The sequence below is a fragment of the Granulosicoccus sp. 3-233 genome, assembly GCF_052681095.1.
In genome coordinates this window covers 348997-373058 of the sequence record NZ_JBQYLE010000004.1, presented here as the reverse complement: position 1 = coordinate 373058, position 24062 = coordinate 348997, and the positions used below count along the sequence as shown (strand labels likewise).

The following is a 24062-nucleotide window of genomic DNA, read 5'->3' as shown; positions in this document are numbered from 1 at the left end:
AGGCGTGAAGCCTGGGGCATGAGACGTGAGGTGTGATTTACGCGCTTCAAGCGAGAATCTGAATGGCTTGGGAGTGTCATTCCTGAAGACTTTCGGTCCGCCTTCCTGTGAAGCCCTCCAGACTGGCGGCCTTGGCCTCAATGAGACATCAAGACGCGAAGCAGAAGCCCGATAGACCGGTGGATACAGTCGCGCATGGAGTTTTTTCGGGACGGCCTTCCGCAAGCCGTGGCTTGGTCACTCCAAGTAGTGCTGGCAAAAACCGAACACGCGACTGTAGGCACCGGTATGGCGTGAGCCGAGCGCCGCCCGACCGAAAGCGATTTCTGGGCGTGAATTCATGTCTCATCGAGGTTAGCCCTGGCGAATGATTCTCCCTTCACTCAACCGAAGCACTTCCGCCTGCATGGCGATCGCATCCTCTTCGTCATGGGTGACCATGATGACGCAGGGTTGATAGGTTTCGATCAGTTGCTGCAGCAGGGCAATCATTTCCTGTCGGGTCAATGCATCCAATGCGCTGAACGGTTCATCGAGCAGCAGGATGGGGCGGCGTCGCAGCAGGGAGCGAGCCAGCGCCACGCGCTGTTGCTCTCCGCCGGAGAGTGCGCCCGGCAGCTTGTTCTCCTGCCCGTTCAGACCGACGTCATCGAGTACCGACTGGATAGCCATGATCTGTTTGTCGTTCAGTTTCAATCCAGGGTCGATGCCGAGGCCCACGTTCTGCCGGACAGTGAGGTGGTTGAACAGGTTTCGTTGTTGAAACAGACTGGTTACCGGCCGTTCCGAGGGTTCCATTGGTAACAGTGATTGTCCCTGCCATCGTATGTCACCCTGGTCAGGATGCATGAATCCGGCAATCAGATTCAGGAGAGTGCTCTTGCCTGACCCGCTGCGTCCGAGCAGAGCATGGACGCCATGGGTATCCAGGCGCAGGTCGAATTGCCAATGACGAGGTCCGATCGCCAGCGTCAGATCATCGAGTTCCAGCATGCTCTCTTCCTCCGACAAGCTTCTGTATGAGCGCGAACAGCAGCAGGCAGGTCATTAGCAGGATGCCAGCCGTTACGGCAGCTTCTTCCAGACGATAGCTACCCATGCGCTGATAGAGCAGCAGTGGCAGGGTTCTTACGCGCTCGGAACCGAACAGGGCGATGGCGCTGAGATCACCGGCGGCGAGCGTGGCGGCCAGAGCCAGAGACAGGGCGAGCGGTTTGCGAAGTTGTGGCCAGTCGACATGACGCCAGCGATTCCACCCCCGGATGCCCAGCGAACGTAGCAACCTGTCCTGCGCACTGGCAGCATTCATCATCGGCGCTTCCAGGATTCGTAGCACAAAGGGCAATGCCATGAGGCTGTTGATCATGATGACCAGAATCAGGGCAATGGAAAACACGTCAGCCAGCGGGCGAAGCAGCAGAAAGAGGCCGGTGCCCAGTACCAGAGGCGGCAGGACAAGAATGATATTGCCCGTGAGTTGTATCCACTGACCCATGCGTTCCCGTGCCAGGCGGATGCGCAAGTAGCGCGTACTTCGCAGCAAGGCCAGTCCCAGTGTCACCGACAGAATGGCGGCGGTCAGGGAGACGGCCAGGGTGTTGCCAAGGGCCGATAGCGTCGCGGAATCGAACATGACACTCAGCGTCTTGCCATTGATTGCCGAGATGATCAGTGCCAGCAAGGGCAACAGCACAAAGACGATGCCGAGCATCAGTATACCGACATGAGCAATGTTCCATCCCGCGCCAGGCCAGAGGCCTTCTCGGACATCGTTCCGGTATGCGCCGGTGCTGCCTTTGACCGGGCTTGCATAAATGTCGAAACCCATGCTGCCGTCGTGGCGCAGCAGGGTGCTCATGGCCATCAGTGACAGACAGATGAGTAGCTGAATGCAGGCCAGAGCCACTGCCGTGCTTATGTCGAAATCGAATCTCAAGGCCTGGTAGATGGCAACTTCGATGGTTGTGGATCGTGGGCCACCGCCCAGTGTCATGACAATGGCAAAACTGGTGAAACACAAAGTGAAGATCAACAGTGCCAGAGCCGGTAGCTGGTGTTTCATGCGGTGCCATTCGATATGTCGAAAGATGGCCCAGGGCGTCATGCCCAGTTGTCGACACAGGCGCCAGTTGTCAGCGGGAATACTCTCCAGGGCGTTCAGGAGAATACGGGCGGCCAAGGGCATATTGAAGAACACGTGGGCAATCAGAATACCGGGCAATCCGTAGAACGCCAGTGGCTCGTTGCCCATCATTGCCAGCAGCTCGCTCAGCCAACCAGTTCGGCCGAATACAGCAACGATGCCGTAAATGGCAACGATAGTGGGTATGACCAGTGACAGGCTGAACAGGGAGACGATCAGGGAGCGACCGGGGAATGCGGGCTTGTGAGACAGCGCGAGTGCCACCGGGATGGCGGTGATCAACGCCAGTATCGTCGAAGCGAGCGCCTGATAAAGGCTGAAACGAATCACGCGCTGCAAATAGGTATCGTTCACCACAGCGTGCCAGTCGATGCTGCCTGCTTCTGCAAGCATGGCGCCCAGTGGCAGCAGTGTCATGGCGGCAATGAGGAACAGTGCTACCACGCCACTGGCCCACCAGGGCCAGCGTATCGACATGATCAGTTTCCGGTGGAAGCTTCAAGCCATTCGTCGATCCACGACTTGCGTCCATCGCGTACTTCTTCCGGAGTGAATTGCAAGGTCCGTGTCGGTGAAATCAATTTCTCGAAGGATGCTGGCAGCTGTTCTTCCAGGTCCGCAACGGGGTACATGACATTGCCGAGCGGGATGCTGGTCTGGGCTTCCTGACTGACCAGGTAGTTCAGGAACTCCCGACCCAATGCCTGTCGAGGAGACTGGGCCAGCAACGCGGCGACCTCGACTTGCAGATAGTGTCCGTCGCTGAATGCGGCAGCCTGGTAGCGGTCGGTTTCGTCGATCTCCATATGATAGGCCGGTGAGGTGCTGTAGCTGAGCACCATCGGTGCTTCGCCATTGAGGAACAGCGAAAAGTAGGCTTCACTCCAGCCCTTGGTGACGGTCAGGATGTGCGGTTGCAGAGCCTGCCACTTTTCGGCGGCCTTGTCGCCATACACCGACTTCATCCACAGCAGCAGTCCCAGGCCCGGAGTGCTGGTTCTCGGGTCCTGGATGATGATCTTCAGGTCCTCGGGCGCGGCAATGAGTTCATCCAGGCTGGCTGGTGGTTCAGGCAGGGCTTCAGTGTCGTAGACGAAGGCAAAGTAGCCGTAATCGAATGGCACGAAGATATCGGAAGTCCATGTCATGGGCAATTCCAGCGCGCTGGTGTCGACACCGGATGTTGCCAACAGTCCGGTGTCTTCGGCAATCGCCATCAGATTGGTGTCAAGACCCAGCACGACATCCGCCGGACTGGACTTGCCCTCGAGCTGAACGCGATTGAGAATGCCGGCAGAGCTGTCCAGGGCGACGAAGTCGATGGTGCAGTCGCCGCATTGAGCTTCGAAACCGGCCTTGATGGCGGGCCCTGGTCCCCATTCGGCAGTGAAGGACTCGTAGGTGTAGACGGTCAGCTTGCGCGGTTCATCGGCGGCATTGGCAAGCGTCAGGGGCAGGGTGGTGCTGACCAGCAGTACGGTGGAGAGCAGGTATCGGCGGGGCTGTGTGGCGAACGGATTCATACGCATGGGTTTGTGTACGCTTGTCATGCTCATCGTGGACAGAAGAGTCGGGGATGATGACCTGGCGAAGGTACAGCAACTCAATTCCTACGCCGGTGCTAGCCGGTTCAGGTTCTGCGGGTTGTCCCGGCTGACGTTCAAGCCGGACTCTCAGCCTTGCGGCACCCCGTTGAGTCATCACGTGTGGTCCTGTGGACCGCGCTCAGTTTCTCGTATAAGAGGCATGGTTGCAAGCAGGCTGTTGCCGAGGGAAGCCATCGTGCCCACAGGAGCTATCGTGCATAGGGTCGAGGAGAGCCATCGTGCGTCGTGTTGAAGCGCTTGTAGCTCCACAGGTACTGCTCAGGGCACAATGCGATGCACCGTTCGACACCGCTGTTGAGAGCAGTGGCGGCCTGTTCTGCATCGCTACTGGACACCGCCTCATCGGCGGGCAGGATGTGGAGTCGCCAGCCCTTGCCTCTGGGCAGGCGCTCCGCCACACAGTAGAGTACGGTAGCACCGCTGCGCCGCGCCAGGCCGGACAGCAGGGTCATGGTCAGAGCCGGCTTGCCGAAGAAAGGGGCAAAGACTCCATTGGCCTGGTCGGGTTCCTGGTCGGGCAGAATACCGACATTGCCGCCCGACTTGAGGATCTTGAAGCCACGTCTGATACCACCGGCATCAAGAGAGGCCGGGTGTCCTCGCAGGTGCGCCCGCCAGCGTATGAGTTCGCTGTCAAGCCGGGAATTGCGCGGACTGCGGTAGAAGTAGGTGAATGGTTCGTCGCTCGACAAGGGGGCTGAGCAAACTTCCCAGTTGCCCAGGTGAGGGGAGACGAACAGGCACCCCTTGCCGGATTTCCGGGCCTCGAGCATCAGCTCTTCGCCATTGATGTCGATTATCAGCTGTTCGGTCTGAGCGATGGGCCGGTGCCAGATCCAGGCGCATTCGGTCAGCTGCTTGCCGGTTTCCATCAGACTGAGGCGGCTCAGACGGCGACGCTGTGCCTCGTTCATGTCCGGGTAGCACATGTCGAGATTCACATCGGTGATACGGCGCAATTTGCCGTTGAGCGCCCAGACGCACAGTCCGAGAGTGGCCCCGATTGTCTGATTCATGCGCAGTGGAAGCCAGCTGAGGATTCTGGCGAGAAGGCGAGTGAGCTGCACGGACATCGGGAAACCGGTTGTGACGAATCTCTAGTTTAGCGTGTGTAACTGTGCGAGCTTAATCGTTAGAATCTTCTCCGGGCAATGTTCTGCCTGCCACAGATTCTTCCGATGAGCGATAACGCTGATTCCATTGACACCATTTCACCCACGGAAGCGTGGTCTCTGATGCAAACGGACCCGGGTGTGACGCTGATCGACGTTCGATCCGATATGGAATTCCTGATGATCGGTCATCCGAGGGGAGCGGTGAATGTGCCCTGGATCGATGCGCCGGACTGGGTGGTGAACGAGCATTTCGTGGCCAATGTCAGAAAGGCCCTGTTGGGCAAGGTGTCGGCCAAGGGGCGTTCTTCCTCACCGCTGTTGCTGATCTGTCGCAGTGGCAATCGGTCGCACGATGCGGCAGAGGTGCTGCTGCGAGAAGGTCTGGCCGACGTCAGGATCATCGCTTGCGGGTTCGAGGGGCCGCTGGATGACGAGCATCACCGGAATACGGTGGCTGGTTGGCGCTTCGAAGGCTTGCCGTGGGAGCAGTGCTAGGGGAGCGCTTGACCGCTGCGCATCGACCCAAAACACCCGGCCATCCGGTGGCCGGGCTGAACCATCCTGGCTCCTCAGGTTGATGTGGTCATCAAACGTGCAATTCATCCAATGAATCGAACTTCCTTGTTGAAATACATCCTCCGTGATACTTCCCTGTGTGTGGTGTTCCTGACCACAAATTCATTATCGGCGCATCGACGCGGAACTGCTATCGGAAGTTCCGTCTTTTTGCGTCAGAAAATTCCGATATTTGGGTAGGAATTTTCCTAGTTTGCATTAAAACGTGTCCTGTTACCGAGTTTCGTCTATCTAGTGATCGCTCTTATTCAGCGCGTAACCCGCGCCTCAGTCACCATCGACAACCAGATTACCGCCCGGATCGACGCCGGCATGCTCGCCCTCATCGGGGTCCAGAGACCAGACACCCATGAATCGGTCGTCCAGCTCGCCGAGAAGATGCTCGGCTATCGAGTGTTCGAAGATGATCAGGGGAAGATGAATCGGGATATTCGCCAAGGCGGCGGACAGCTGTTGCTGGTGCCTCAGTTCACCCTGGCAGCAGACACCCATAAAGGGCGTAGGCCCGGTTTCTCCAGCGCTGCGTCTCCGCAACAGGCGAATGAGCTGTTCGATACGCTGGTGAGCACCGTGTCCAGGGAGTCGATAACGGTGGCCAGAGGGACTTTCGGGGCGGACATGCAGGTGGCCCTGATCAATGATGGCCCGGTGACGTTCTGGCTTGAGACACGTCGGTCAGTGTGAATGCCGTGGCGAATCGAATGCGCTAATTCCGCATCTGGCCAGATTGTGGGTGTCAAGTCATGGGCGGAGGGTGTATGCTCCGGCGCTTTTGCGGGAGATATGTGGGTGTCCAATCGCCGAGCGCAGGTAAAGCGAAGCACGCTGGAAACCGAGATAGCGGTGGAACTGCTCCTGGACGGGCAGGGTAATGGCAAGTTCCAGACCGGGGTGCCGTTTCTCGAACATATGCTGGATCAGATCTCCAGGCACGGCCTGTTTGATCTGGATATCGCGTGCAAGGGTGACACTCATATAGATGATCACCACACGGTCGAAGATATCGGCATCACCCTGGGAGACGCCTTTGCGCAGGCGCTGGGTGATCGCAAGGGTATCGTTCGTTACGGACATGCCTATGTCCCGCTGGATGAATCGCTTTCACGCGTTGTCATCGATTTTTCAGGGCGTCCGGGTCTGCATTTTCATGCTGATTTCAAGCGTGCGAAAGTGGGCAACTTCGATGTGGATCTGACATCCGAGTTCTTCCAGGGCTTTGCCAATCATGCCCGAGCAACCATTCATATGGATGTCTTGCGTGGTGTCAACGATCACCACAAGATCGAAACTCTGTTCAAGGCCTTCGGAAGAGCGCTGCGAATGGCATGTTCGATTGACGAGCGAGCGGCCGATACAATGCCCTCGACAAAGGGAACCCTGTAGGTTGCCCTTCGATGAATCTTGATCGACTTCAGCCGACGTCCGGGAACCTTGATAGAAATTGAGCATGGAAATGCAAAGAATCGCCGTCATCGACTATGGCATGGGCAACCTGCGATCGGTGTCCAAAGCCATAGAGCACGTCGCCGAGAACGCTGAGGTCGTTGTCAGCTCTGATGCAGCCGTTATTGAATCGGCTGATCGTGTCGTCTGTCCGGGGCAGGGTGCTGCCAAGGATTGCATGGCGGCACTGCAGCACAGCGGCCTGTCGCAGACGATCCTGAACATCGCGGGTACCCGGCCCTTTCTCGGCATTTGCATGGGGTATCAGGTTCTGTTGACGCATAGCGAGGAAAACGGCGGTGTGGCGTGTCTGAACGTTGTGCCGGGGGAAGTAACCCGTTTCGCGGAGCCATTGCAAGACGCTGGTTCGCGATTGAAAGTCCCGCATATGGGGTGGAGCGAAGTCCGCCACGCTCGGGAGCATGCGCTCTGGGCCGGTATCGAGAATGCCAGCCGTTTCTACTTTGCTCACAGTTACTATTGTGTGCCGGAAGACATCGGTGCGGTGGCAGGCACATGCCACTACGGTCATGACATCGCGGTAGCGGTAGCTGCGCCCAATCTGTTTGCCTGCCAGTTCCATCCGGAGAAGAGCGCCAGAGATGGCTTGCAGTTGCTGAAGAATTTTGCCAGCTGGGACGGACGCTAGTCGCGAGAATGTTCGATAGCCAGCTGAATGCCCGTTGCTGGCTGGACATGGGTGTCTGATCTCTACCTCTGATCTCTGCCACAGCAAGGCATCCACGGGTGCGATGTCTCCTGGCAAGACAGGGAAAGACAAGACACCCACATCAATCAACAAGACAATGGACCCGGTACGATGCTGATCATTCCAGCCATAGATATCAAAGACGGTAAATGCGTGCGATTACGGCAAGGACGCATGGATGACGACACGGTGTTCGACGAGAATCCAGTGGACGTTGCCAGGCGCTGGCTCGATGAAGGCGCGCGCCGCATCCATCTGGTGGATCTGGATGGAGCATTTGCAGGGGAGCCCCGAAATGCGGCCGTGGTGGGGGAGATCTGCAAGGCCTGCGGTCAGGTACCTGTACAGATCGGTGGCGGTATTCGTTCGATGGAGATAGCCAGCGCCTATCTCGATGTGGGTGTCCAGTACCTGATCATCGGAACGCTGGCAGTGAAGCAGCCGGAATTCGTTGACGAGCTTTGTCGGCATTTCCCCGGCCATGTGATTGTCGGTCTGGATGCCAATAACGGTTTCGTGGCGACGGAAGGCTGGGCGGAGGCTTCCAGTGTCACTGCAGTGTCTCTGGCTCAGCGCTTCGAAGATGTGGGTGTCTGCTCGATCGTGTATACCGATATCAGTCGTGATGGCATGATGCAGGGCGTGAACACGGAAGCGACTGCGGCTCTTGCGGATGCTGTGAACATCCCGATCATCGCCTCGGGTGGGGTGACCGATATCAACGATATCGAAGCACTGGGTCGGCAGCGGCATCGGGGTATCGAAGGGGCGATCGTGGGAAGAGCCTTGTACGAGAAAACCATTGATCTGGCTACCGCCCAGGCGCTGGCCGACACTTATGCTGCGGGCAATCCGGAGAGCTGATCATGGGGCTGGCAAAACGAATCATTCCCTGCCTGGATGTAGATGCCGGACGCGTGGTCAAGGGCGTCAAGTTTCTTGACATTCGCGACGCGGGCGATCCAGTCAATGTTGCACGAGGCTATAACGAGGCAGGCGCGGACGAGATCACCTTCCTCGACATCACGGCCAGCTCGGATAACCGGGATACCATTGTTCATGTGGTGGAGGAGGTGGCTTCAGAGGTGTTCATTCCTCTGACAGTCGGTGGGGGAATACGCGCAGTCTCCGATGTGCGCCGCTTGCTGAACGCAGGCGCAGACAAGGTTGGTATCAATACGGCAGCTGTGCACCGTCCGGACCTGGTGCGCGAGGCCACTGACAAGGTCGGTGCCCAGTGTATTGTTGTCGCTCTGGATGCAAAGTCGGTCAGCGCCCCGGGTGAGCCGCCGCGCTGGGAGATCTTCACGCACGGAGGCAGAACCCCGACGGGTCTCGATGCCATCGAGTGGGCAGTCAAGATGGCGGAATATGGCGCCGGTGAACTGTTGCTGACCAGCATGGACCGGGATGGAACGAAGATCGGTTTCGATCTGGCATTGACCCGTGCGATATCCGATGCAGTCGAGATACCGGTCATCGCTTCGGGGGGTGTCGGAAATCTGGATCATCTGTCCGCAGGTGTTCTTGAGGGTGGCGCAGATGCTGTTCTGGCGGCCAGCATATTTCACTTCGGTGAATACACGATTGCCGAAGCAAAGGCACATATGGCGGCGCAGGGTATCGAGGTACGCGCTTGAATTTCATTGTTCGGGTTTGTCCCGGATCGGCCGAACTCGGCATGGGCAGCGCCCGGGGTTCGGTCCACCAGTCATTGAGTTCCATCCAAACTGATTGAAAAACGATGATCGAAGCCATTTCCTTCAACGACGCTGGATTGATTCCCGCCATTGCCCAGGATGCCAGTACCGGTCAGGTTCTGATGGTCGCCTGGATGAATGAGGAGGCACTGCTCGAAACGATCAGCTCGAAGAAAGCGGTCTACTTCTCACGTTCGCGCCAGCGTTTGTGGCGCAAGGGCGAGGAGTCGGGGCATGTACAACAGGTCGAGGATATCCACCTGGACTGCGACGGTGATGTCATTCTGCTCAAGGTTGTTCAAATTGGTGGGATTGCCTGCCACACCGGTCGGGAACACTGCTTTTTTCGACGACTTGATGACGAGGGAGAATGGCAAGACTGCGAACCTGTGCTGAAGTCGCCGGAGGACATCTACCAACTCTCGGATGATTGAGCGGGTGGATTGGTAGCTCGGCAGTAATCGTTCGAACTTCAGGGAGAATGCAGGCGTACCGCAAGCTGGTCAGAGTGCCGCAGCGACCGGAGATGCCGGGAAATGGTCGCTCGATCACCGCCGATCACCGGCTGCCGGGCGCAGTGATGTGGATGGTCCGGGCTTCGTTCCGCGCCTCTCAGGTGATCCCGGAATGCTCTGCAAGAGTCGCTGCCATCGGTTCGACTTGTCGTGAGATAATAGGCAGCCCGGGTGTCGGCAGCACCCTGCACGGATGAACGTTCGGGTCAACCGGTCGGCGCTGCCTTGGCAGGTATGAATAATTATTGGGCACGGAACACATGTAGGATGCCTCAGTGCGGATACACTATGCATCCATGGATCATCCGCGAGACACAGGTATGAGCGACATTCTTGAGCGATTGGGCGCTCAGATTGATGCCCGAAGACAGAGCGATGCGGCAGAATCCTACACCGCAAGCTTGTTTGCGGGCGGTGATGACGCCATATTGAAGAAAGTGGGTGAAGAAGCTGTCGAATTCATTCTCGCGGCCAAGGGAGACAAACCGGAACATCTGGTGTCTGAAGCTGCCGATGTATGGTTTCACATGCTGGTCATGCTGAGTGCCAAGGGGCTGGGACCAGAGGATATTTTGAACGAACTACAGCGTCGCGAAGGGGTCTCGGGTCATGCCGAAAAGGCCTCACGCGCCAGTAAATAGCTAATCTAGAGAAAACTTATGGGTATGCCAAGCGTTCCTCAACTGTTGATCATTCTGGTCATCGTCGTGTTGATTTTCGGTGCCAAGCGTCTAAAGAATCTTGGTGGAGACCTCGGTTCGGCAGTCAAGGGCTTCAAGCAGGCTGTCAAGGACGAGGAGTCGACTCCGACGGAGAAGCTGGAAGATGGCACCAAACCGGCCGATGAGCCCGTCATGCAGAAGACCGATGATCAGAAATCTGTCTGATTCAGGCTATGCAACTTTTGGATAGATAGCACGTGTTTGACGTTGGATTTACAGAAATTCTACTGATTGGCATCGTGTCTCTGGTCGTGATCGGACCCGAGAGGCTGCCGGCTGTGGCAAAAACGGCAGGTCAGTGGATTGGCAAGTTGCAGCGCTTCGTGCGCGGCGTCAAGACCGATCTTGCCTCCGAACTGGAAACTGGCGATCTGAAGAAGCTCATTGGTGATCAGCGTGAACAGATCAACGAGCTCAAGAACATGGTCAATACGGCGAAAAAGGATTTCGAAAGCAGCACGCGAGATGTGGTGAAAGGCGCAAGGAAGAGTCTGGGAGAGCTGGAGACCAGCGTCAAGGAACTGGACGCGGCCCCTGTCGGCAGTGATGACGAGAACGATGGTATAGACAGCTTGGCCAAGAGCGCCGCCCCCAATCAAACCGACGACTCTGTAGTGAGCAAGGATGAATTTGCCCGCATGTCAGGTCACACGGGAAGCACAGATCAGGCAACAGGCACAGAGAAGAATACTGTTGCCGCAGGCAACTCCGGTCCGCATTCGACTCCCGATCCGCAAGCCTCGACATCGAGCATCAGACCGGCTGTCACGACCGACGACAAGCCTGTCGAGTCCGGCCCAACCACCCCACCCGAGAACTCTGGTGGACATCAGACACCCACATTGCGCTCCGAGACCTCAATCCCGAAAGACGATACGGCAGCCCCGAATCGCACCGGGACAGAGTCCGGTAGTTGATTGAAAACGCATTGTCAGACTGGTAGCGCACCCAATTCATGGCCACGTCAGATTCAGCCGTAGATCAAGAACAAGGCTTCCTGTCGCATCTCGTCGAGTTGCGGGACAGGTTGTTGAAGATGTTGCTTTCCGTCGGACTGCTGTTCCTGTGCCTCTTCTGGTTCTCCGACAGGATTTATACGGCGCTGGCTGCGCCATTGCTCAAGCATCTACCAGACAGCCAGATGATTGCAATCGATGTGGCTGCACCATTTTTCATCCCTTTCAAGCTCACGCTGATGCTCTGCGTGTTTCTCGCAGTGCCGTACCTGCTGTATCAGATCTGGTCTTTCATTGCCCCCGGTCTCTACTCTCATGAGAAGAAACTGGTCGTACCGTTGCTGGTCTCGAGTACGGGCCTGTTTTATCTGGGCGTCAGTTTCGCCTATTTCGTCGTGTTCCCGCTCGTCTTCGGATTCTTCACCAGCGTAGCGCCTGAGGGTGTCACGGTGAGTACCGATATCGGTCGATACCTGGACTTTGTCATCACGCTGTTCTTCGCATTCGGAATCGCCTTCGAAGTGCCGGTTGCGACGGTTCTGGTCGTCGCAGTTGGTATCACGACGCCGGACAATCTGGTCAAGATTCGGCCCTATGTCTTTGTCGGAGCGTTCATTATCGGCATGTTCCTGACGCCGCCTGACATGATCTCCCAGACATTGCTCGCCATTCCCATGTGGCTGTTGTACGAGGTCGGGATCATCTTCTCGCGCACCTACAAGCAGCGCATCACCGATGCCGGTCTGGAGCGCGAACGCCGTTACAATGAAGACGACTCATCTGCGCCAGCAGACACCCATAAACCGGATACTTCCACAACTGCCACGGGTTCCAGCACTGCTGCCCCATCAGACACCCATGAATCATCAGCAGCAGATCACCTGGATGCTTCTCAGGTACAAGAACCGGATTCCCAGGGGCGGTATCGCAACAGTCTGACGGACTCGTCTGATGACGATCCAAAGAAATGATGCGCACGGCATGCGCCTGCAATCTTGTTTTCGGTGAATGACTGTTCAAGTATCTGACAGGCGGTTCACTGGCGATATGGGTGTCCAATCTGGAAGCCCATTCATGATATGGATGTCCAGTCTGCTTGATTGACCAGGTAGATGCTGCCTTGATTGCAACGCAGATCTGTTTGCCAAGTGAAGTTCACGTCGTTTTCCAACCCTCAGAGGATTTGTCAGCTCATGACCGACTACAAGCAACCACCACGCAGACGCGTCTTGTTGATGATCATGGACGGCATCGGTGTCAATCCTTCAAAACTCGACAATGCCGTTGCATTGGCGAAGACGCCAAACCTCGATCGGCTTTACTCCCGTCATCCAACTTGTCTGCTGGAGGCGTCTGGGCGTGCTGTCGGGTTGCCGGAAGGGCAGATGGGGAATTCCGAGGTAGGTCATCTATCGCTGGGTGCGGGGACCGTGCTGCGACAGGATCTGGTCAAGATAGGCGATGCAATTGACGATGACAGTTTTTCCCAGAACCCTGCCGTTACCGGTGCGCTTTCAAGAGCGGCAGAGAAAAGTGGGGAACTGCATCTGGTTGGACTCGTATCCGATGGAGGGGTGCACAGCCATACTGATCATCTGATTGCGCTGATCCAGTTGTGTGCCAGTCGTCAAATTCTGCCGATATTGCATGTGATCACGGATGGGCGCGATACAGCTCCTTCCAGTGCACGCCAATTCCTGAGCAAGGTGCTGCCGGTGCTCGAAGAAGCCAAGGGGCACGTTGCAACCGTATCCGGACGTTATTTCGCCATGGACCGAGACAAGCGATGGGATCGGGTGGAGCAGGCTTGGCAGGCAATGGTGATGGGTAAGGGGCGAAAGGCTTCTTCGACCGACGAAGCAATTCAGCTGGCCTATGATGCAGGCGAGACTGATGAATTCGTTTCCCCCACGGTATTGGACATCCATAAGCCGATGGATGCCGAAACCGAAGTCTTCTTTTTCAATTTCCGCAACGATCGCCCACGGGAACTGAGTGAAGCCCTTGGTCTGGATGAGTTCAACGATTTTGACCGCGGTAGTTTTACACCGGTAACCCTTACGACCATGACTCGTTACGAAAGCTCTTATCCGTTCGCTTGCGCCTTTACGCGTGACGAACCAGGGAAGACGCTGGGGCAGGTCGTATCAGACGCGGGTATCAAACAGATTCGTTCGGCAGAGACTGAGAAGTATCCGCACGTCACCTTTTTCTTCAACGGTGGCCAGGATGAGCCGCTTGCCAATGAGGAACGGCTGTTGGTCAATTCGCCGAAAGTCGCAACCTACGACTTGCAACCGGAAATGAGCGCTGAAGAGGTTACCGAAGGCATACTTCGAGCGCTAGAGGATCAGACTGCTGGCTTGATCGTTGTCAACCTGGCAAATGGCGATATGGTTGGCCACACAGGCATTCCAGAAGCAGTAATTCGGGCGGTGGAGACCGTGGATACCATGGTCGGTCGTATGTGGGAAACCGCTGTCGAAAACGAGTACTCCATTGTTCTGACTGCAGATCACGGCAATGCCGATATGTTGGTCGATCCCGTTAGTGGCGAGCCCCATACTCAGCACACGACGTTTCCAGTGGCATGTACCATTCATGATACCGTTTCGTGGGAGCTGGGTAACGGCAATGGCCTGCCATCCATCGCGCCAACGATTCTGCAGTTGATGGGGCTTGCTCAACCTGATTCGATGAAAGGCACGTCTCTACTCTTGCGACCTTGTAGCTGAACAACTTGCAGAACGCATAGTGGCTCCGGAGGAGGCTCTTCTGGGCCTCAATGTCATTGAGAAGCCACCTGGGATTCGTCAAAGAAACTCTGGCAGTGCTGTTGTCCCCAGGCTCCTTTTTGTCCGAGTATTCTGCAGGCGTTCTTCAAGGAATCGCTGCACCCGACCAGCACATGAAAGTGTTTCTTGAAACAGATCTCGAGGTCCTGCCAGGCAGATTTGCTGATTCCCAGCCTTTCCAGGACAGGCTGGGCATGAGTGTTCAGAGTGCCTTTCTTGTCTGGACGATCATGTCGAGCTGCTATATCAACCAGTTCAAGATATTCAAGGGTATTGAAAGGTAGTGTGATACTCGCCGTGTGTTCTGCATGAGCATCGATGTGCATCAATCCGGAATGAAGTGCTTGTGGTGCTGCGTTGTCGGGTGCTACGGCCGCCGCTCGTTGATGGAGAGAGGTGAATGGGTCGGACTCCGGAAATTTTCCCAGGTTGGCACGCAAGGGATTGAGGTCAACGTAAGTCATGCATGCCACAAGGGCACGTGCATCGAGTAAAGCCTGGCTGTGAAAGCGACCTTCCCAGAAGCGTCCTTTGCAACCGTCTTCCTTGTTGGCCTGGCGAGCGAGTGGTTCCTTGACGCAACGCATGAACCAGCTGATATCGGTCAGTGCCAAACGCCAGCGGCCGATACTGTGTGACAGTATTTTCTGTTCTTCAATGCTAAGTGCTTCCTGGGCCAGAAATCGTTGACTGAGTTCTGTGCCCTTGAAAACCTGGTGCCATCGCTGGATGATCTCGGTGTCTGACCATTTTTCAGCCTGACCGCGTTCCACTTTCAGCACGACGTGGAAATGATTTTCCATGATGGCGAAGGCTGCCAGTTTGATGGAAAAAACGGTTGCCAGTTTCAGTAACCGAGCTTTCAGCCAGCATCTTCTGTGGGTCAAGTCTTCTCCGGTTTCCCTGTTCACGCCGCATAGATAGGCGCCACGAACGCATCTGCTCGTACAGTGAAAATAGGGAGTGACCTGGAGGGTGGCCTCAAGCTTCCTTGCAGTAGCCATCTGAGCATTCCGTTGCGCAGTAGGGCGTTCAACCTTAGCGCCAGCAAGCTGTCGCGTCAATAACCTTGATCAAATCCATCGAGAATTCCCGAGTAGACCGGACATCCATATTTTTATGGAAGCAGACTGGACATCCATATTCCTGTTGGACGTTCTGAGAAACAGGGGTAACAGGCCCGGTGGGTGTCTTCTATAGATTTGTAAGAATTCATCAGACACCCACATCAAGCGGATCGCAGGATCAACTTTACGCTTCGGCCTTTTGCTCCAGTGCTTCCCAACGTGAATAGGCCTCATCAAGTCGAGACTGCAGATCTTGAGCTTCCTTGATTGCGTTGTCCGCAGCGACCTTGTCTGAATAGAAATCGGATTTGTTCATTTCCTGGTGCAGCGACGACAGCTCGGTTTCCAGTTTGCTGATATGTGCGGGCAATTGCTGCAGTTCCTTCGACTCGGTAAAAGTCAATTTGCTCTTCTGCTTGGATTTGACGCTTTTTGTCTGTTTGGAAGCATTTGTGACACCTGCTTTCTGGTCCTTGTTTGTGGGTGTCTGGTTGAGTTCAGACTCGAATACAGGTTTCAACGTCTTGGAGGTGAGTCGCTCGCGTTCGAAATCCTCATATCCACCGGCGACGTCGATGAAGTTGCCGTTGCCCTGATAAACGAAGCTTCGGGTAACGACGTTCTCGAGAAGTTGCCTATCGTGGCTGATCAGAATTACAGTTCCCTTGTAATCCGCAAGCAGCGCTTCCAATAATTCCAGCGTTTCAATGTCCAGATCATTGCTCGGCTCGTCGAGAATCATCAGGTTAGACGGCTTGAGGAAGAGCTTGGCCAGCATGAGCCTCCCGGTTTCGCCCCCAGAGAGCGCTGTTATCGGCGCGCGAGCTCTGGATGGTTCGAACAGAAAGTCCTGCATGTAGCTCATGATGTGGCGGGGGGTGCCGTTGACTTCCACAGTGTCACGGCCTCCGCTGACATTGTCTGCTGCAGACAATTGGGTGTCCAGAGTTGCACGGAGCTGGTCGTAGTATGCGACTTCGAGTTGGGTACCTCTGTTCACGGTGCCGGATGTGGGTGTCAGCTCACCGACCAGAAGTTTGACCAAGGTTGATTTCCCGCAGCCATTCGGACCGATGATGCCGACACGATCGTCACGCATGATGACAGTCGAAAGACGATTGATGATTTCCCTGTCACCATGCGAAAAGCTCATGGAGTCGGTTTCGAAGATGATTTTTCCGGAGTTGTCCGCCTGATTGACAGACATTCTGGCCTGCCCGACAACTTTTCTTCGAGCTGCCTGTTGTTCTCTGAGTTTCTTGAGGGCGCGAACCCTGCCTTCATTTCTGGTTCGACGAGCCTTGATTCCCTGGCGTATCCAGACTTCCTCCTGGGCCAGTTTCTTGTCGAACAAGGCGTTCTGCTGCGCCTCGACTTCCAGCATTTTCTGTTTGTTGATGCGATATTCGGCAAAACCGCTAGGCCACTCCGTAAGGTTGCCTCGATCGATTTCACAGATATGGTTGGCCACGGAATCCAGAAACTTTCTGTCGTGAGTGACGAAAATCAGCGCGCAATTGAGCGTCGCAAGATATTTTTCCAGCCAGGCGACTGCTCCGATATCCAGATGGTTGGTAGGTTCGTCAAGCAGAAGGATATCCGGCTCACTGACAAGTGCTCGGGCAAGAACGACACGACGTTTCATTCCTCCCGATAGGCTCGACACCTCGATTTCCGGACTGATCTGCATCTTGGATAGAGTTTGTTCCACCTTCTGTACCAGTGACCATCCGTCGGAGGCGTCTATCTGATCCTGAAGGAGGGCAAGATAATCAATAAGTGGTTTTCCTGTCTCCGATAGCTCTTCTCCCAGTCCCAGTCTCTGAGATTCCTTGTGATATTCGGCGATCACTTGTCCGACTTTGCTGAGTCCCGAAGCCACGACTTCATAAGCGGTACCTTCGAAATCTACGGGAACTGCCTGTGGCAGGTATGCCGTCTTGAGTCCGGTGGAAGCGATGATGTCGCCTGTGTCAGGAACTATTTCGCCAGCGATGATCTTGAGTAGGGTCGATTTACCTTCACCATTTCGTCCGACCAGAGCCATTCGAGCACCGCTATCGATCGTCAGGTTTACCTTGTCCAGGACAGTCGTAGGACCAAAGGCGATAGAGGCGTTTTGAACGCGAATCAGGGGCATATTGGGAATGTGATGATCAGATAGGTGCTCTGTTGCGAAGGCACCGTAAATAAAATTCGGGAGCAAGGATCAGGACGGATGCTGATGGATGTCCCGTTGCTCGCTACTCAGCTACATGTCGGCGAATGACGGCATGGTCGGCAAGTGTAGCAAGACCTATGAGCATCCACTGCGGCCCTGTAGTAGCAGACACCCATATTTTTCTCGAAACCGCGATGTGCAAGCTGGCAGGCTGGGCATTGGCGAGCGTGGTCAGCTGCCATGCACTCGCTCAAATGCGGGAATATTTTTCAGTGCGAGGCTTCTCGTCGTGTGCACGGATAGCAATGTCACACCGGGTCAGAAGAAGCTTTTCTCAACTAATTGCCTATCGCCTGGGAGGTCCTAGCTCGCTTTACGATGTTCTTCAGGCTGATCTTGAATGACACCGGATTCATGGGTGTCTTCTGACTCTCCTGATGCCGGTGAGATCCCATCCTGTAGCCACCAGGGCAATGGGGCTGCTGCAAGGTCAAGATAGAAGGTGATGTAGAACAACCCGAAATCATCCTTGGGTTTTTGCCCTGGAAACAGTTGAAAGTTGAAATCGGTGTTGGTCAGGGTGGGGATTCGTGTCCATAGCGATGAATGCTCACGGGGTCCACCTGCCAGACAGATGTGTACAACATATTGATTTTTCGAAGAATAGCCGACTGCACGAAAGTACGGAGAGTCGAAATGGCTGAGGATCGTGGATTGTCCGCCGTGCTGAAGCTTGCAGGCATGAGCACAGATCGGTTGGGTGTCTTGTAGTGTATTGATGAGTATTCTGTTCGGGAGGACCACCACGCGCTTGGATCTGGGTGTCGCATAGGCAGCCATGCGAATCAAATCACCCATGGGTATGGGCTCGCTCTCTGGCGACAGGGTGTGGGGTTTGGATAGTGTTCGAGCAGCCCCCGGCAGGCCCGTTTGCTTGAGCAAAAGGCTCAAGCCCAACGCGATCATTGGCGGTTTTCGATCGCGTTGCTCGCTGAGTGGTTGAACGGTACGGTTTCGGCGATCGTTGCCTAGTTTGAAGCCGTTTTCCCGGGCAAATGTTCGGATGTAGCGGGTGCTGCGAGCATGCATCGGCGCTGTTTCCAGCGGAAGGTAGAGTACGGGAGCGGCAGTTGCGTTGTGACACGTCAGCGGTGTTCGCAGACGCGAGTCCTGAGCACCGTTGGACATGCGAATGACATCGGCCAGTGGCTGAACCCAGGTACGGTTCGCTCTGCTACCCGACACGCACTGATCAGTATTGGCGTGGTGGTCGGTATCTTCAGCTTCGGCGGTACTCGTCATCTTGTTCAACCCCGTTTGCCACGGACCTTCAAACGACGTATCGAGTTGGGCCCTTTGCCTGGACAGGCCTGTCAGGCCATGACTGATATGTCGGGGAAGAAGCGAATTTCGGGCCAGACTCCAGATGAGCGCTCCGGAGGTTTACGCTGACAGCCATGTGTCAAACGGGCACTGCATTGCAGCTCGGCTGCTCGGGCAGATGTTGACATGACGGCCCTACAGATTTATCTCACTCGACGGCAGCCCATTCGTCTGTGGTAAAAGTCTTGATAGTCAACGCATGGATTGCGCCTGACTTGATATGCTCATCGAGCACTGCATAAACCAGTTTGTGTCTTTTGACCGTCGACAAACCTTCGAAAGCATCGCTGACCACGCGAGCTTCGAATTTACTGCCATCGCCCGTGATTTCTGCCTTGGAGCCGGCAATCGACTTTTCGACCAAGTCACTGAAGTAGTCCATCCGCATAGTGTTCACCTCTGTTGAGGCGCGCAGTATAGCGCGGGAAATGCGGGCAAAAAAAAGGGCCCGACAAGCGGGCCCGACTTGGGGGTGAGAACGTGACGCCAACTGTTGATTGGGACACGTGCGAAGACTTTAGTAGTTACATTAAAATAGTCAAATAAACGCATGAAATAACTGGTAATAATGTGATCGGTTCGACGGATTGTTGACGGTCAGGCAGGATTTTCGAAGAAAACGTAGGAAGTAGAGTAGTCGCTAAATTCGAAGTAGACTTTCTTCTCACCATTGTCTACCTCGCCATTGAGGTTGGCATCCAGGATTCCGTAACCGAAGCGGTAAGGTCTATCCGTACCATCCGTTGTGCCAGCGGCGGTTGAAAGCTTGTCGATTTTCATGAAGCGCTTGACCAACTTGTCGCCCGCATAGATTTCTATGATGCCATCCGTGCCCGTCCAGTTCTGGATAGAGCGGCCAATCTTGTTCTGGGACTCCTGTGTGCAGGCTGCAAGTGATGTGACCGTAGCCAAAGCAATTGCCGTACGCCGATAACCGTTCATGTTCTCGAGTTCCTGTTCCGTGTTCGTGATTTGTCTGACAACGACCATGTCTCCTCAACAGTAGACACCCATCTATACGCTATGGCCATCCACTGCGCGCTCCAACTCCCTGGGATGCTTTGATATGAAGTTTCTCGATTTCCTCGGGGCTCGGGTCGGCAAATTTGATGGTAGACAGAGGATAATGGGTGTCTGAAACCTTTCGACTGCGAAGATGATTACTGATATGCCCGAAAAGCGCTATGGAATTATGGTGCAGATTCCTGAGAATGACCCGATGAGTGCACCGCATCTCCTGGGGGAGAACTGGTCCAGAACTCGTTGGTATGACACTGAAGCAGCACGTGATCTGGCATTTGATGACATGCTCAGTCAGCCGCGCAACTATCGGATCGGCGACATTCCGTCAATTCGATTGAGCAAGATTGCGTCGGACGATTGAATCAGAAACTCGTTTCTTGCGTGCAATTCAGGGTGAAAGGTCAATCAACTTCACGTTTCGGGTAATCGTCGAATAGCAAACTAGCGCCATTGTGGCTCAGGTTTCTGTGGGTGTCTGGTTTCTTGATGCTCCGCATGATCTGGGTGTCTGATGTGTGTTGCTCCGGAAAGCGTGGAGGGGCCAGTGCGCGGATGGATGGGCAGGCAAAGTGGCGGATGCCCAGTGTTGGCATCGGTGGGAGCGTGCGACCGGCCAGCAATTCACTCAATTGTTCCAATCCGGGATTGTGAGCAATGACCATGAGGTGCTGCACGTCTTCGGGTATCTCTGCCATGACATCCAGTAGAATTTCGGGTTCCGCCATGTAAAGGTCGTCAACCAGCCGATATTGCTCGGGCGAAAGATTGAATGCTCGTTGCAAGTAGGCAGAGGTTTCCTGTGCTCGTCTGGCTGAGCTGACCAGCATCAGATCCGGGATGCACTGGCGTGAAACCAGGCGCTTCGCCATGACTGGTCCATCGCTGTTGCCCCTGTCGTTCAAGGGGCGATCGAAATCGGATTGTCCCTGATTCTTCCAGCTTGATTTTGCATGGCGCACAAGCGTCACATACTGACTCATTTTCGGACCCTGCCATTTCTTGAATGCTGTTCAAGAAGATTGTAGCCTTGAATGCATGATCACACCGTTTCAGGGGAAGTGGGTCGGTAACCTGTTAACGGTTCATTCCTCGACGATGAGCTTTCCATCAATCGTGCGCAGATACCCCGTGCCTTCACTGGTAATGACCTTGTACCAGTCATTGACTTCGCGATCGAGCTCGAAAACGGTGCCGGGAGCGACTCGCATCATCAGTCTGGAGTAGCTTGCCGGTTGCTGATAGACCCCTTTGGGGTAATAGGTGCCGATTACCTTTATTCTGGGTGGGTTTACGCCTTGGGTTTGCGTCGTGCCAATATCCGATTCATCCAAGCGTTCCATCTGAAACGTACGATTGGTCGTGACTGGCACGACTTTGACATCAATTGCATCGGCTTCGGTATCACGGGCCCTCTGAAGTGCCAGAGAACCTGTTTTGACATTGGTGCTGGCGTTGGCGTTGATGGCCAGATCCGTCGCATTGTCCCTGATGCTGTCCTGTCGAGGGATCATGGACGGCGGAATGGTGATGGAGTCACCGATTCGGAGGGTTCTTGGATCGGTTATGTCGTTATAGGCTGCGATGGCTTCCCACTGGCTTACCTTGCCGGTGTATTTGAGCGCAATGTCGCTGAGCCGGTCGCCTGGTGCGATGATATGGCGGATTTCGCTGGGTGTTGAGTCATCGAGCGTGCTCGCCTCCTGCTGGGCAAACGGAGTCGCACATCCAGCACAGATGGACGCTGCGAAGCAAACTACGATGGATAAACAGCTGTTTTTCTGCATCTTGTCCCAGTCGTGTCTCATTGCCTGATCCATGCCCGTGGAAGGGGCCTGAGTCTCCTCAATTGAAGACTGTGCCCGATTTTACCGATGCCGGCATGAACAATCTTCAATCAGATTGTCGGCAGATGCCACTATCTCTATTGGGAACCAATGCGAAAATCAGCAAAAAGCTTCGAGATCAGACACCCACATGGAGATCAATGATAGACAAATGGCTATCAGGCAAGCTTCAAGGCGTCAGGATCGATCACAGGCGCCAACAATTTTCTAGAGCCTGATTGCCATGAGAATGTGGGTGTCCAGTCTCGTCCCGTCTGGCTTCTCTGTTGATTGACGCGGGGTCAGCTGCAACGCAGTGCAAGCTTCATGTGAGACAGATTAGCCAAACGCCGAACATGCCAGATAACTTGTGGGCTGTGCAGTGCCTGCCTATTTGATGTCGCGCTGGTGCACGTAACCCAGGCCCTTGTCTGTCTTCACTTGATACCAGCTGCCCATCGCCTTGGAAACCTGAAGGGTCGTGCCAGGAGAGACACGCATGAGCAGGCTGGAGGAGAAATCTGCCTCATTGTAGACAGCCTTCGGATAGTAGGTGCCGCTGACCATGATCTGAGCCGGTGACTGAGTGTTCTTGTCCGTTGCGATAGCGGCTGCAGATTCGTTTACTGGTTCAGGCAGAGCAGGAGCGGGGGATTTGCTGGATTTGAACGTCGCCTCGACAATCTTGATCGGTTGAGTCTCATCGAGCATATTGCTTGATTCGTTCAGAATATCCAGACGGTTGTCAGTGGTAGTCGACTCATTGGATTTCCGAGCAGCCGCAGAAGCGGTCGTGATAACGGTAATAGCCAATTCCTCTTCATCTGCTTCGGGGGATTGCTGTTCCGCCAGTTGCGTCGTGGCTTGTGTAGGTTTCTGCTCAGGTACTGGCACGGACAGTCGCGCGTTGTCTGGTTCGATTTGCGGGTCGGATTGCGCGGCGTCCAGCTCCGGTTTGACGAGACTCTCTGGCACGTAAATCGTCTGACCGGTTCTTACATAGGATGCTTGCTTGTCGGAGAAGTTGTTTTCTCCGGCAATGGCTTTCCAATTGGTGGCGTCCCCGGTTATGCGTTTCGCAAAGTCCCACAGTGTCTCACCCGGATTCACCTTGAAAGGTTTGCCGTTGATTTGCTGGCTTGCGAGCAGATCGGCCGATTCGGTTAGCGCCTCTGGTGCCGGTTGGTCGCTGGATTCCGTGAGGTTCTGCGTATTGACGTAAAGATCTGCAGCGGCTTGCTGGTTTTCGTCCACGTCAGCTTGAAGTTCGTAGTTCGGCTTCACCATGTCGGCGGGGATGATCAGCTCCTGGCCGGGGAATACGGAGGCGCCAGGTCCCAGATTGTTGGTGTCCGCCAGGATATGCCAGTTGTTCGCATCGCCAGTGGTCTTCTTCGCGATGTCCCAGAGGGTTTCGCTGACTGCGACTTCGTGAATCAGGTCCTGGCTCGGTACTGTCTGGTCGACAGCCACTTCGTTGAGCTGAACGTCTGTGGGTGTCTGTTCAAGTGCCGTGGTGGCCGAGACGGTGGTGTCGACTTGTCCAGTTTCAATGGGTGTCTGAATCTGATCGGTCTGGCCAGTGTTCACTTGAGCTGCGTTCACCTCGGTGTTCATGGGTGTCTGCTGATCCTGGCCGGTCGGTATGGCACTGCGTATCACGATAGGCCGAACGACTGTGTCCCTAGACGTGTTGGACTCTTCGTCGAGCAAGGCAACATCCTCCGCATCCATCAGCAGACCTTCGTCCGCGACAGATTCACCGTCATCGTCACTGAATCCCAGTAGATACGTCGTCTTGTTCCAGACACGTCCACTGACGTCCGCAGTCGTGCGACCCGCCTTCGCAATGCCTTCCCCGACGCGACTCAGATCGTAGTCACCGATGCGTGGAGTGCTGGAGCATGCGCTCAGAGACAGGACCGCTGCAGCGATCAAGCTTTTCTTGAACAGAACAGAGTTGCTTTTGGACATGAATTCTCTCACCGGCGGACTTTCGATTATCAGATAGATGTTCATCGCAAGTCTGATTTTCGCGTTTATTTGCAGACAGGTGTCAGCTTACCGACGAACATGACACTAAATTAAATAGTCGGTAGATCAAGGTCCGTCAATGCGAAATGGCTCAATTGCAACGACTTGAGGTTTCTGCCAACTTTAATTTCATAATTGAGAAGCACATCTCATGCCGTGAAAAAGATGTTCTTGATGACATTTGATGCTCAAACATTGCTTTAGCCAGAGGGAGCCAGAGGGAGCCAGAGGGAGCCAGAGGGAGCCAGAGGGAGCCAGAGGGAGCCAGAGGGAGCCAGAGGGAGCCAGAG

At 55.1% G+C, this 24062-nt stretch carries 25 protein-coding genes and 1 riboswitch; of the genes, 13 read left to right on the top strand and 12 right to left on the bottom strand.

Going from position 1 to position 24062, the window contains the following annotated elements; all coding sequences use genetic code 11:
• Positions 1 to 354: 354 nt before the first annotated feature.
• From ACUNV4_RS13570 to ACUNV4_RS13555, 4 genes are all read right to left on the bottom strand, one after another.
• Positions 355 to 993 (bottom strand): ATP-binding cassette domain-containing protein, encoded by a 639-nt coding sequence (locus ACUNV4_RS13570; protein ID WP_430879102.1) that lies wholly within the window; start codon positions 991 to 993, stop codon positions 355 to 357.
• Positions 977 to 2620, bottom strand: a complete 1644-nt coding sequence (thiP, locus tag ACUNV4_RS13565; RefSeq protein ID WP_430879101.1) for a thiamine/thiamine pyrophosphate ABC transporter permease — start codon at positions 2618 to 2620, stop codon at positions 977 to 979. The genes ACUNV4_RS13570 and thiP overlap by 17 nt, the downstream gene beginning before the upstream one ends.
• A gap of 2 nt (positions 2621 to 2622) precedes the next feature.
• On the bottom strand, positions 2623 to 3672 hold the full coding sequence (gene thiB, locus ACUNV4_RS13560; protein ID WP_430879100.1) for a thiamine ABC transporter substrate binding subunit: 1050 nt from the start codon (positions 3670 to 3672) through the stop codon (positions 2623 to 2625).
• A 61-nt stretch (positions 3673 to 3733) separates the two neighbouring features.
• A riboswitch (TPP riboswitch) is annotated at positions 3734 to 3845 on the bottom strand.
• 93 nt (positions 3846 to 3938) lie between these two features.
• On the bottom strand, positions 3939 to 4823 hold the full coding sequence (locus ACUNV4_RS13555; protein ID WP_430879099.1) for a lysophospholipid acyltransferase family protein: 885 nt from the start codon (positions 4821 to 4823) through the stop codon (positions 3939 to 3941).
• A 105-nt stretch (positions 4824 to 4928) separates the two neighbouring features.
• Between ACUNV4_RS13555 and ACUNV4_RS13550 the strand changes: the two genes are divergently transcribed.
• From ACUNV4_RS13550 to gpmI, 12 genes are all read left to right on the top strand, one after another.
• Positions 4929 to 5360 carry a rhodanese-like domain-containing protein gene (locus tag ACUNV4_RS13550; RefSeq protein ID WP_430879098.1) on the top strand — a complete coding sequence of 144 codons (432 nt, stop codon included), beginning with the start codon at positions 4929 to 4931 and terminating at the stop codon, positions 5358 to 5360.
• Positions 5361 to 5675: 315 nt separating this feature from the next.
• On the top strand, positions 5676 to 6125 hold the full coding sequence (dtd, locus tag ACUNV4_RS13545; RefSeq protein ID WP_430879097.1) for a D-aminoacyl-tRNA deacylase: 450 nt from the start codon (positions 5676 to 5678) through the stop codon (positions 6123 to 6125).
• Between the two features lie 105 nt (positions 6126 to 6230).
• The gene (gene hisB / locus ACUNV4_RS13540) at positions 6231 to 6824 is read left to right on the top strand and encodes an imidazoleglycerol-phosphate dehydratase HisB (RefSeq protein WP_430879096.1); all 594 of its coding nucleotides are present in this window, start codon (positions 6231 to 6233) and stop codon (positions 6822 to 6824) included.
• A 64-nt stretch (positions 6825 to 6888) separates the two neighbouring features.
• On the top strand, positions 6889 to 7533 hold the full coding sequence (hisH, locus tag ACUNV4_RS13535; RefSeq protein WP_430879095.1) for an imidazole glycerol phosphate synthase subunit HisH: 645 nt from the start codon (positions 6889 to 6891) through the stop codon (positions 7531 to 7533).
• A 171-nt stretch (positions 7534 to 7704) separates the two neighbouring features.
• Positions 7705 to 8457 (top strand): 1-(5-phosphoribosyl)-5-[(5-phosphoribosylamino)methylideneamino]imidazole-4-carboxamide isomerase, encoded by a 753-nt coding sequence (gene hisA / locus ACUNV4_RS13530; protein ID WP_430879094.1) that lies wholly within the window; start codon positions 7705 to 7707, stop codon positions 8455 to 8457.
• Positions 8458 to 8459: 2 nt separating this feature from the next.
• Positions 8460 to 9233, top strand: a complete 774-nt coding sequence (gene hisF / locus ACUNV4_RS13525) for an imidazole glycerol phosphate synthase subunit HisF (RefSeq protein WP_430879093.1) — start codon at positions 8460 to 8462, stop codon at positions 9231 to 9233.
• 104 nt (positions 9234 to 9337) lie between these two features.
• Entirely contained in the window at positions 9338 to 9727 is a 390-nt protein-coding gene (gene hisI / locus ACUNV4_RS13520) for a phosphoribosyl-AMP cyclohydrolase (RefSeq protein WP_430879092.1), read from the top strand.
• Between the two features lie 401 nt (positions 9728 to 10128).
• The gene (locus ACUNV4_RS13515) at positions 10129 to 10449 is read left to right on the top strand and encodes a phosphoribosyl-ATP diphosphatase (RefSeq protein WP_430879091.1); all 321 of its coding nucleotides are present in this window, start codon (positions 10129 to 10131) and stop codon (positions 10447 to 10449) included.
• 18 nt (positions 10450 to 10467) lie between these two features.
• On the top strand, positions 10468 to 10695 hold the full coding sequence (gene tatA / locus ACUNV4_RS13510; RefSeq protein WP_430879090.1) for a twin-arginine translocase TatA/TatE family subunit: 228 nt from the start codon (positions 10468 to 10470) through the stop codon (positions 10693 to 10695).
• 32 nt (positions 10696 to 10727) lie between these two features.
• A complete protein-coding gene (gene tatB, locus ACUNV4_RS13505) occupies positions 10728 to 11447 on the top strand; it encodes a Sec-independent protein translocase protein TatB (protein ID WP_430879089.1) in 720 nt (239 codons plus the stop codon).
• Positions 11448 to 11485: 38 nt separating this feature from the next.
• Complete coding sequence (gene tatC, locus ACUNV4_RS13500; protein WP_430879088.1) at positions 11486 to 12457, top strand: twin-arginine translocase subunit TatC; 972 nt, start codon at positions 11486 to 11488, stop codon at positions 12455 to 12457.
• 222 nt (positions 12458 to 12679) lie between these two features.
• A complete protein-coding gene (gene gpmI / locus ACUNV4_RS13495; protein WP_430879087.1) occupies positions 12680 to 14221 on the top strand; it encodes a 2,3-bisphosphoglycerate-independent phosphoglycerate mutase in 1542 nt (513 codons plus the stop codon).
• Positions 14222 to 14274: 53 nt separating this feature from the next.
• On the opposite strand, the gene ACUNV4_RS13490 is transcribed toward gpmI, so the two are convergent.
• From ACUNV4_RS13490 to ACUNV4_RS13470, 5 genes are all read right to left on the bottom strand, one after another.
• Positions 14275 to 15168, bottom strand: coding sequence for a transposase (locus ACUNV4_RS13490; protein WP_430879086.1), 894 nt, complete (start codon positions 15166 to 15168; stop codon positions 14275 to 14277).
• 364 nt (positions 15169 to 15532) lie between these two features.
• Positions 15533 to 17554, bottom strand: a complete 2022-nt coding sequence (locus tag ACUNV4_RS13485; protein ID WP_430879085.1) for an ATP-binding cassette domain-containing protein — start codon at positions 17552 to 17554, stop codon at positions 15533 to 15535.
• Positions 17555 to 17872: 318 nt separating this feature from the next.
• Entirely contained in the window at positions 17873 to 18598 is a 726-nt protein-coding gene (locus tag ACUNV4_RS13480; RefSeq protein ID WP_430879084.1) for a hypothetical protein, read from the bottom strand.
• 442 nt (positions 18599 to 19040) lie between these two features.
• Positions 19041 to 19280, bottom strand: a complete 240-nt coding sequence (locus tag ACUNV4_RS13475) for a BolA family protein (RefSeq protein WP_430879083.1) — start codon at positions 19278 to 19280, stop codon at positions 19041 to 19043.
• A gap of 209 nt (positions 19281 to 19489) precedes the next feature.
• The gene (locus ACUNV4_RS13470; RefSeq protein WP_430879082.1) at positions 19490 to 19834 is read right to left on the bottom strand and encodes a hypothetical protein; all 345 of its coding nucleotides are present in this window, start codon (positions 19832 to 19834) and stop codon (positions 19490 to 19492) included.
• Between the two features lie 214 nt (positions 19835 to 20048).
• Here ACUNV4_RS13470 and ACUNV4_RS13465 point away from each other — a divergent pair, with 214 nt between their 5' ends.
• The gene (locus ACUNV4_RS13465) at positions 20049 to 20276 is read left to right on the top strand and encodes a hypothetical protein (RefSeq protein ID WP_430879081.1); all 228 of its coding nucleotides are present in this window, start codon (positions 20049 to 20051) and stop codon (positions 20274 to 20276) included.
• A gap of 40 nt (positions 20277 to 20316) precedes the next feature.
• Here ACUNV4_RS13465 and ACUNV4_RS13460 read toward each other — a convergent pair whose 3' ends face one another.
• The 3 genes from ACUNV4_RS13460 to ACUNV4_RS13450 form a co-directional block, all read right to left on the bottom strand.
• The gene (locus ACUNV4_RS13460; protein ID WP_430879080.1) at positions 20317 to 20895 is read right to left on the bottom strand and encodes a SixA phosphatase family protein; all 579 of its coding nucleotides are present in this window, start codon (positions 20893 to 20895) and stop codon (positions 20317 to 20319) included.
• A 102-nt stretch (positions 20896 to 20997) separates the two neighbouring features.
• The gene (locus tag ACUNV4_RS13455; RefSeq protein WP_430879079.1) at positions 20998 to 21699 is read right to left on the bottom strand and encodes a LysM peptidoglycan-binding domain-containing protein; all 702 of its coding nucleotides are present in this window, start codon (positions 21697 to 21699) and stop codon (positions 20998 to 21000) included.
• 429 nt (positions 21700 to 22128) lie between these two features.
• Entirely contained in the window at positions 22129 to 23712 is a 1584-nt protein-coding gene (locus tag ACUNV4_RS13450; RefSeq protein ID WP_430879078.1) for a LysM peptidoglycan-binding domain-containing protein, read from the bottom strand.
• Between the last annotated feature and the right edge of the window lie 350 nt (positions 23713 to 24062).

Excerpts from the sequence above, each read along its gene's own strand:
- ACUNV4_RS13570 (WP_430879102.1), bottom strand. The coding sequence starts at position 993 with ATGCTGGAACTCGATGATCTGACGCTGGCGATCGGACCTCGTCATTGG.
- thiP (WP_430879101.1), bottom strand. The coding sequence starts at position 2,620 with ATGTCGATACGCTGGCCCTGGTGGGCCAGTGGCGTGGTAGCACTGTTC.
- thiB (WP_430879100.1), bottom strand. The coding sequence starts at position 3,672 with ATGCGTATGAATCCGTTCGCCACACAGCCCCGCCGATACCTGCTCTCC.
- ACUNV4_RS13555 (WP_430879099.1), bottom strand. The coding sequence starts at position 4,823 with ATGTCCGTGCAGCTCACTCGCCTTCTCGCCAGAATCCTCAGCTGGCTT.
- ACUNV4_RS13550 (WP_430879098.1), top strand. The coding sequence starts at position 4,929 with ATGAGCGATAACGCTGATTCCATTGACACCATTTCACCCACGGAAGCG.
- hisH (WP_430879095.1), top strand. The coding sequence starts at position 6,889 with ATGGAAATGCAAAGAATCGCCGTCATCGACTATGGCATGGGCAACCTG.
- hisA (WP_430879094.1), top strand. The coding sequence starts at position 7,705 with ATGCTGATCATTCCAGCCATAGATATCAAAGACGGTAAATGCGTGCGA.
- hisF (WP_430879093.1), top strand. The coding sequence starts at position 8,460 with ATGGGGCTGGCAAAACGAATCATTCCCTGCCTGGATGTAGATGCCGGA.
- hisI (WP_430879092.1), top strand. The coding sequence starts at position 9,338 with ATGATCGAAGCCATTTCCTTCAACGACGCTGGATTGATTCCCGCCATT.
- ACUNV4_RS13515 (WP_430879091.1), top strand. The coding sequence starts at position 10,129 with ATGAGCGACATTCTTGAGCGATTGGGCGCTCAGATTGATGCCCGAAGA.
- tatA (WP_430879090.1), top strand. The coding sequence starts at position 10,468 with ATGGGTATGCCAAGCGTTCCTCAACTGTTGATCATTCTGGTCATCGTC.
- tatC (WP_430879088.1), top strand. The coding sequence starts at position 11,486 with ATGGCCACGTCAGATTCAGCCGTAGATCAAGAACAAGGCTTCCTGTCG.
- gpmI (WP_430879087.1), top strand. The coding sequence starts at position 12,680 with ATGACCGACTACAAGCAACCACCACGCAGACGCGTCTTGTTGATGATC.
- ACUNV4_RS13480 (WP_430879084.1), bottom strand. The coding sequence starts at position 18,598 with ATGCATGCTCGCAGCACCCGCTACATCCGAACATTTGCCCGGGAAAAC.
- ACUNV4_RS13475 (WP_430879083.1), bottom strand. The coding sequence starts at position 19,280 with ATGCGGATGGACTACTTCAGTGACTTGGTCGAAAAGTCGATTGCCGGC.
- ACUNV4_RS13470 (WP_430879082.1), bottom strand. The coding sequence starts at position 19,834 with ATGAACGGTTATCGGCGTACGGCAATTGCTTTGGCTACGGTCACATCA.
- ACUNV4_RS13465 (WP_430879081.1), top strand. The coding sequence starts at position 20,049 with ATGATTACTGATATGCCCGAAAAGCGCTATGGAATTATGGTGCAGATT.
- ACUNV4_RS13460 (WP_430879080.1), bottom strand. The coding sequence starts at position 20,895 with ATGAGTCAGTATGTGACGCTTGTGCGCCATGCAAAATCAAGCTGGAAG.
- ACUNV4_RS13455 (WP_430879079.1), bottom strand. The coding sequence starts at position 21,699 with ATGCAGAAAAACAGCTGTTTATCCATCGTAGTTTGCTTCGCAGCGTCC.
- ACUNV4_RS13450 (WP_430879078.1), bottom strand. The coding sequence starts at position 23,712 with ATGTCCAAAAGCAACTCTGTTCTGTTCAAGAAAAGCTTGATCGCTGCA.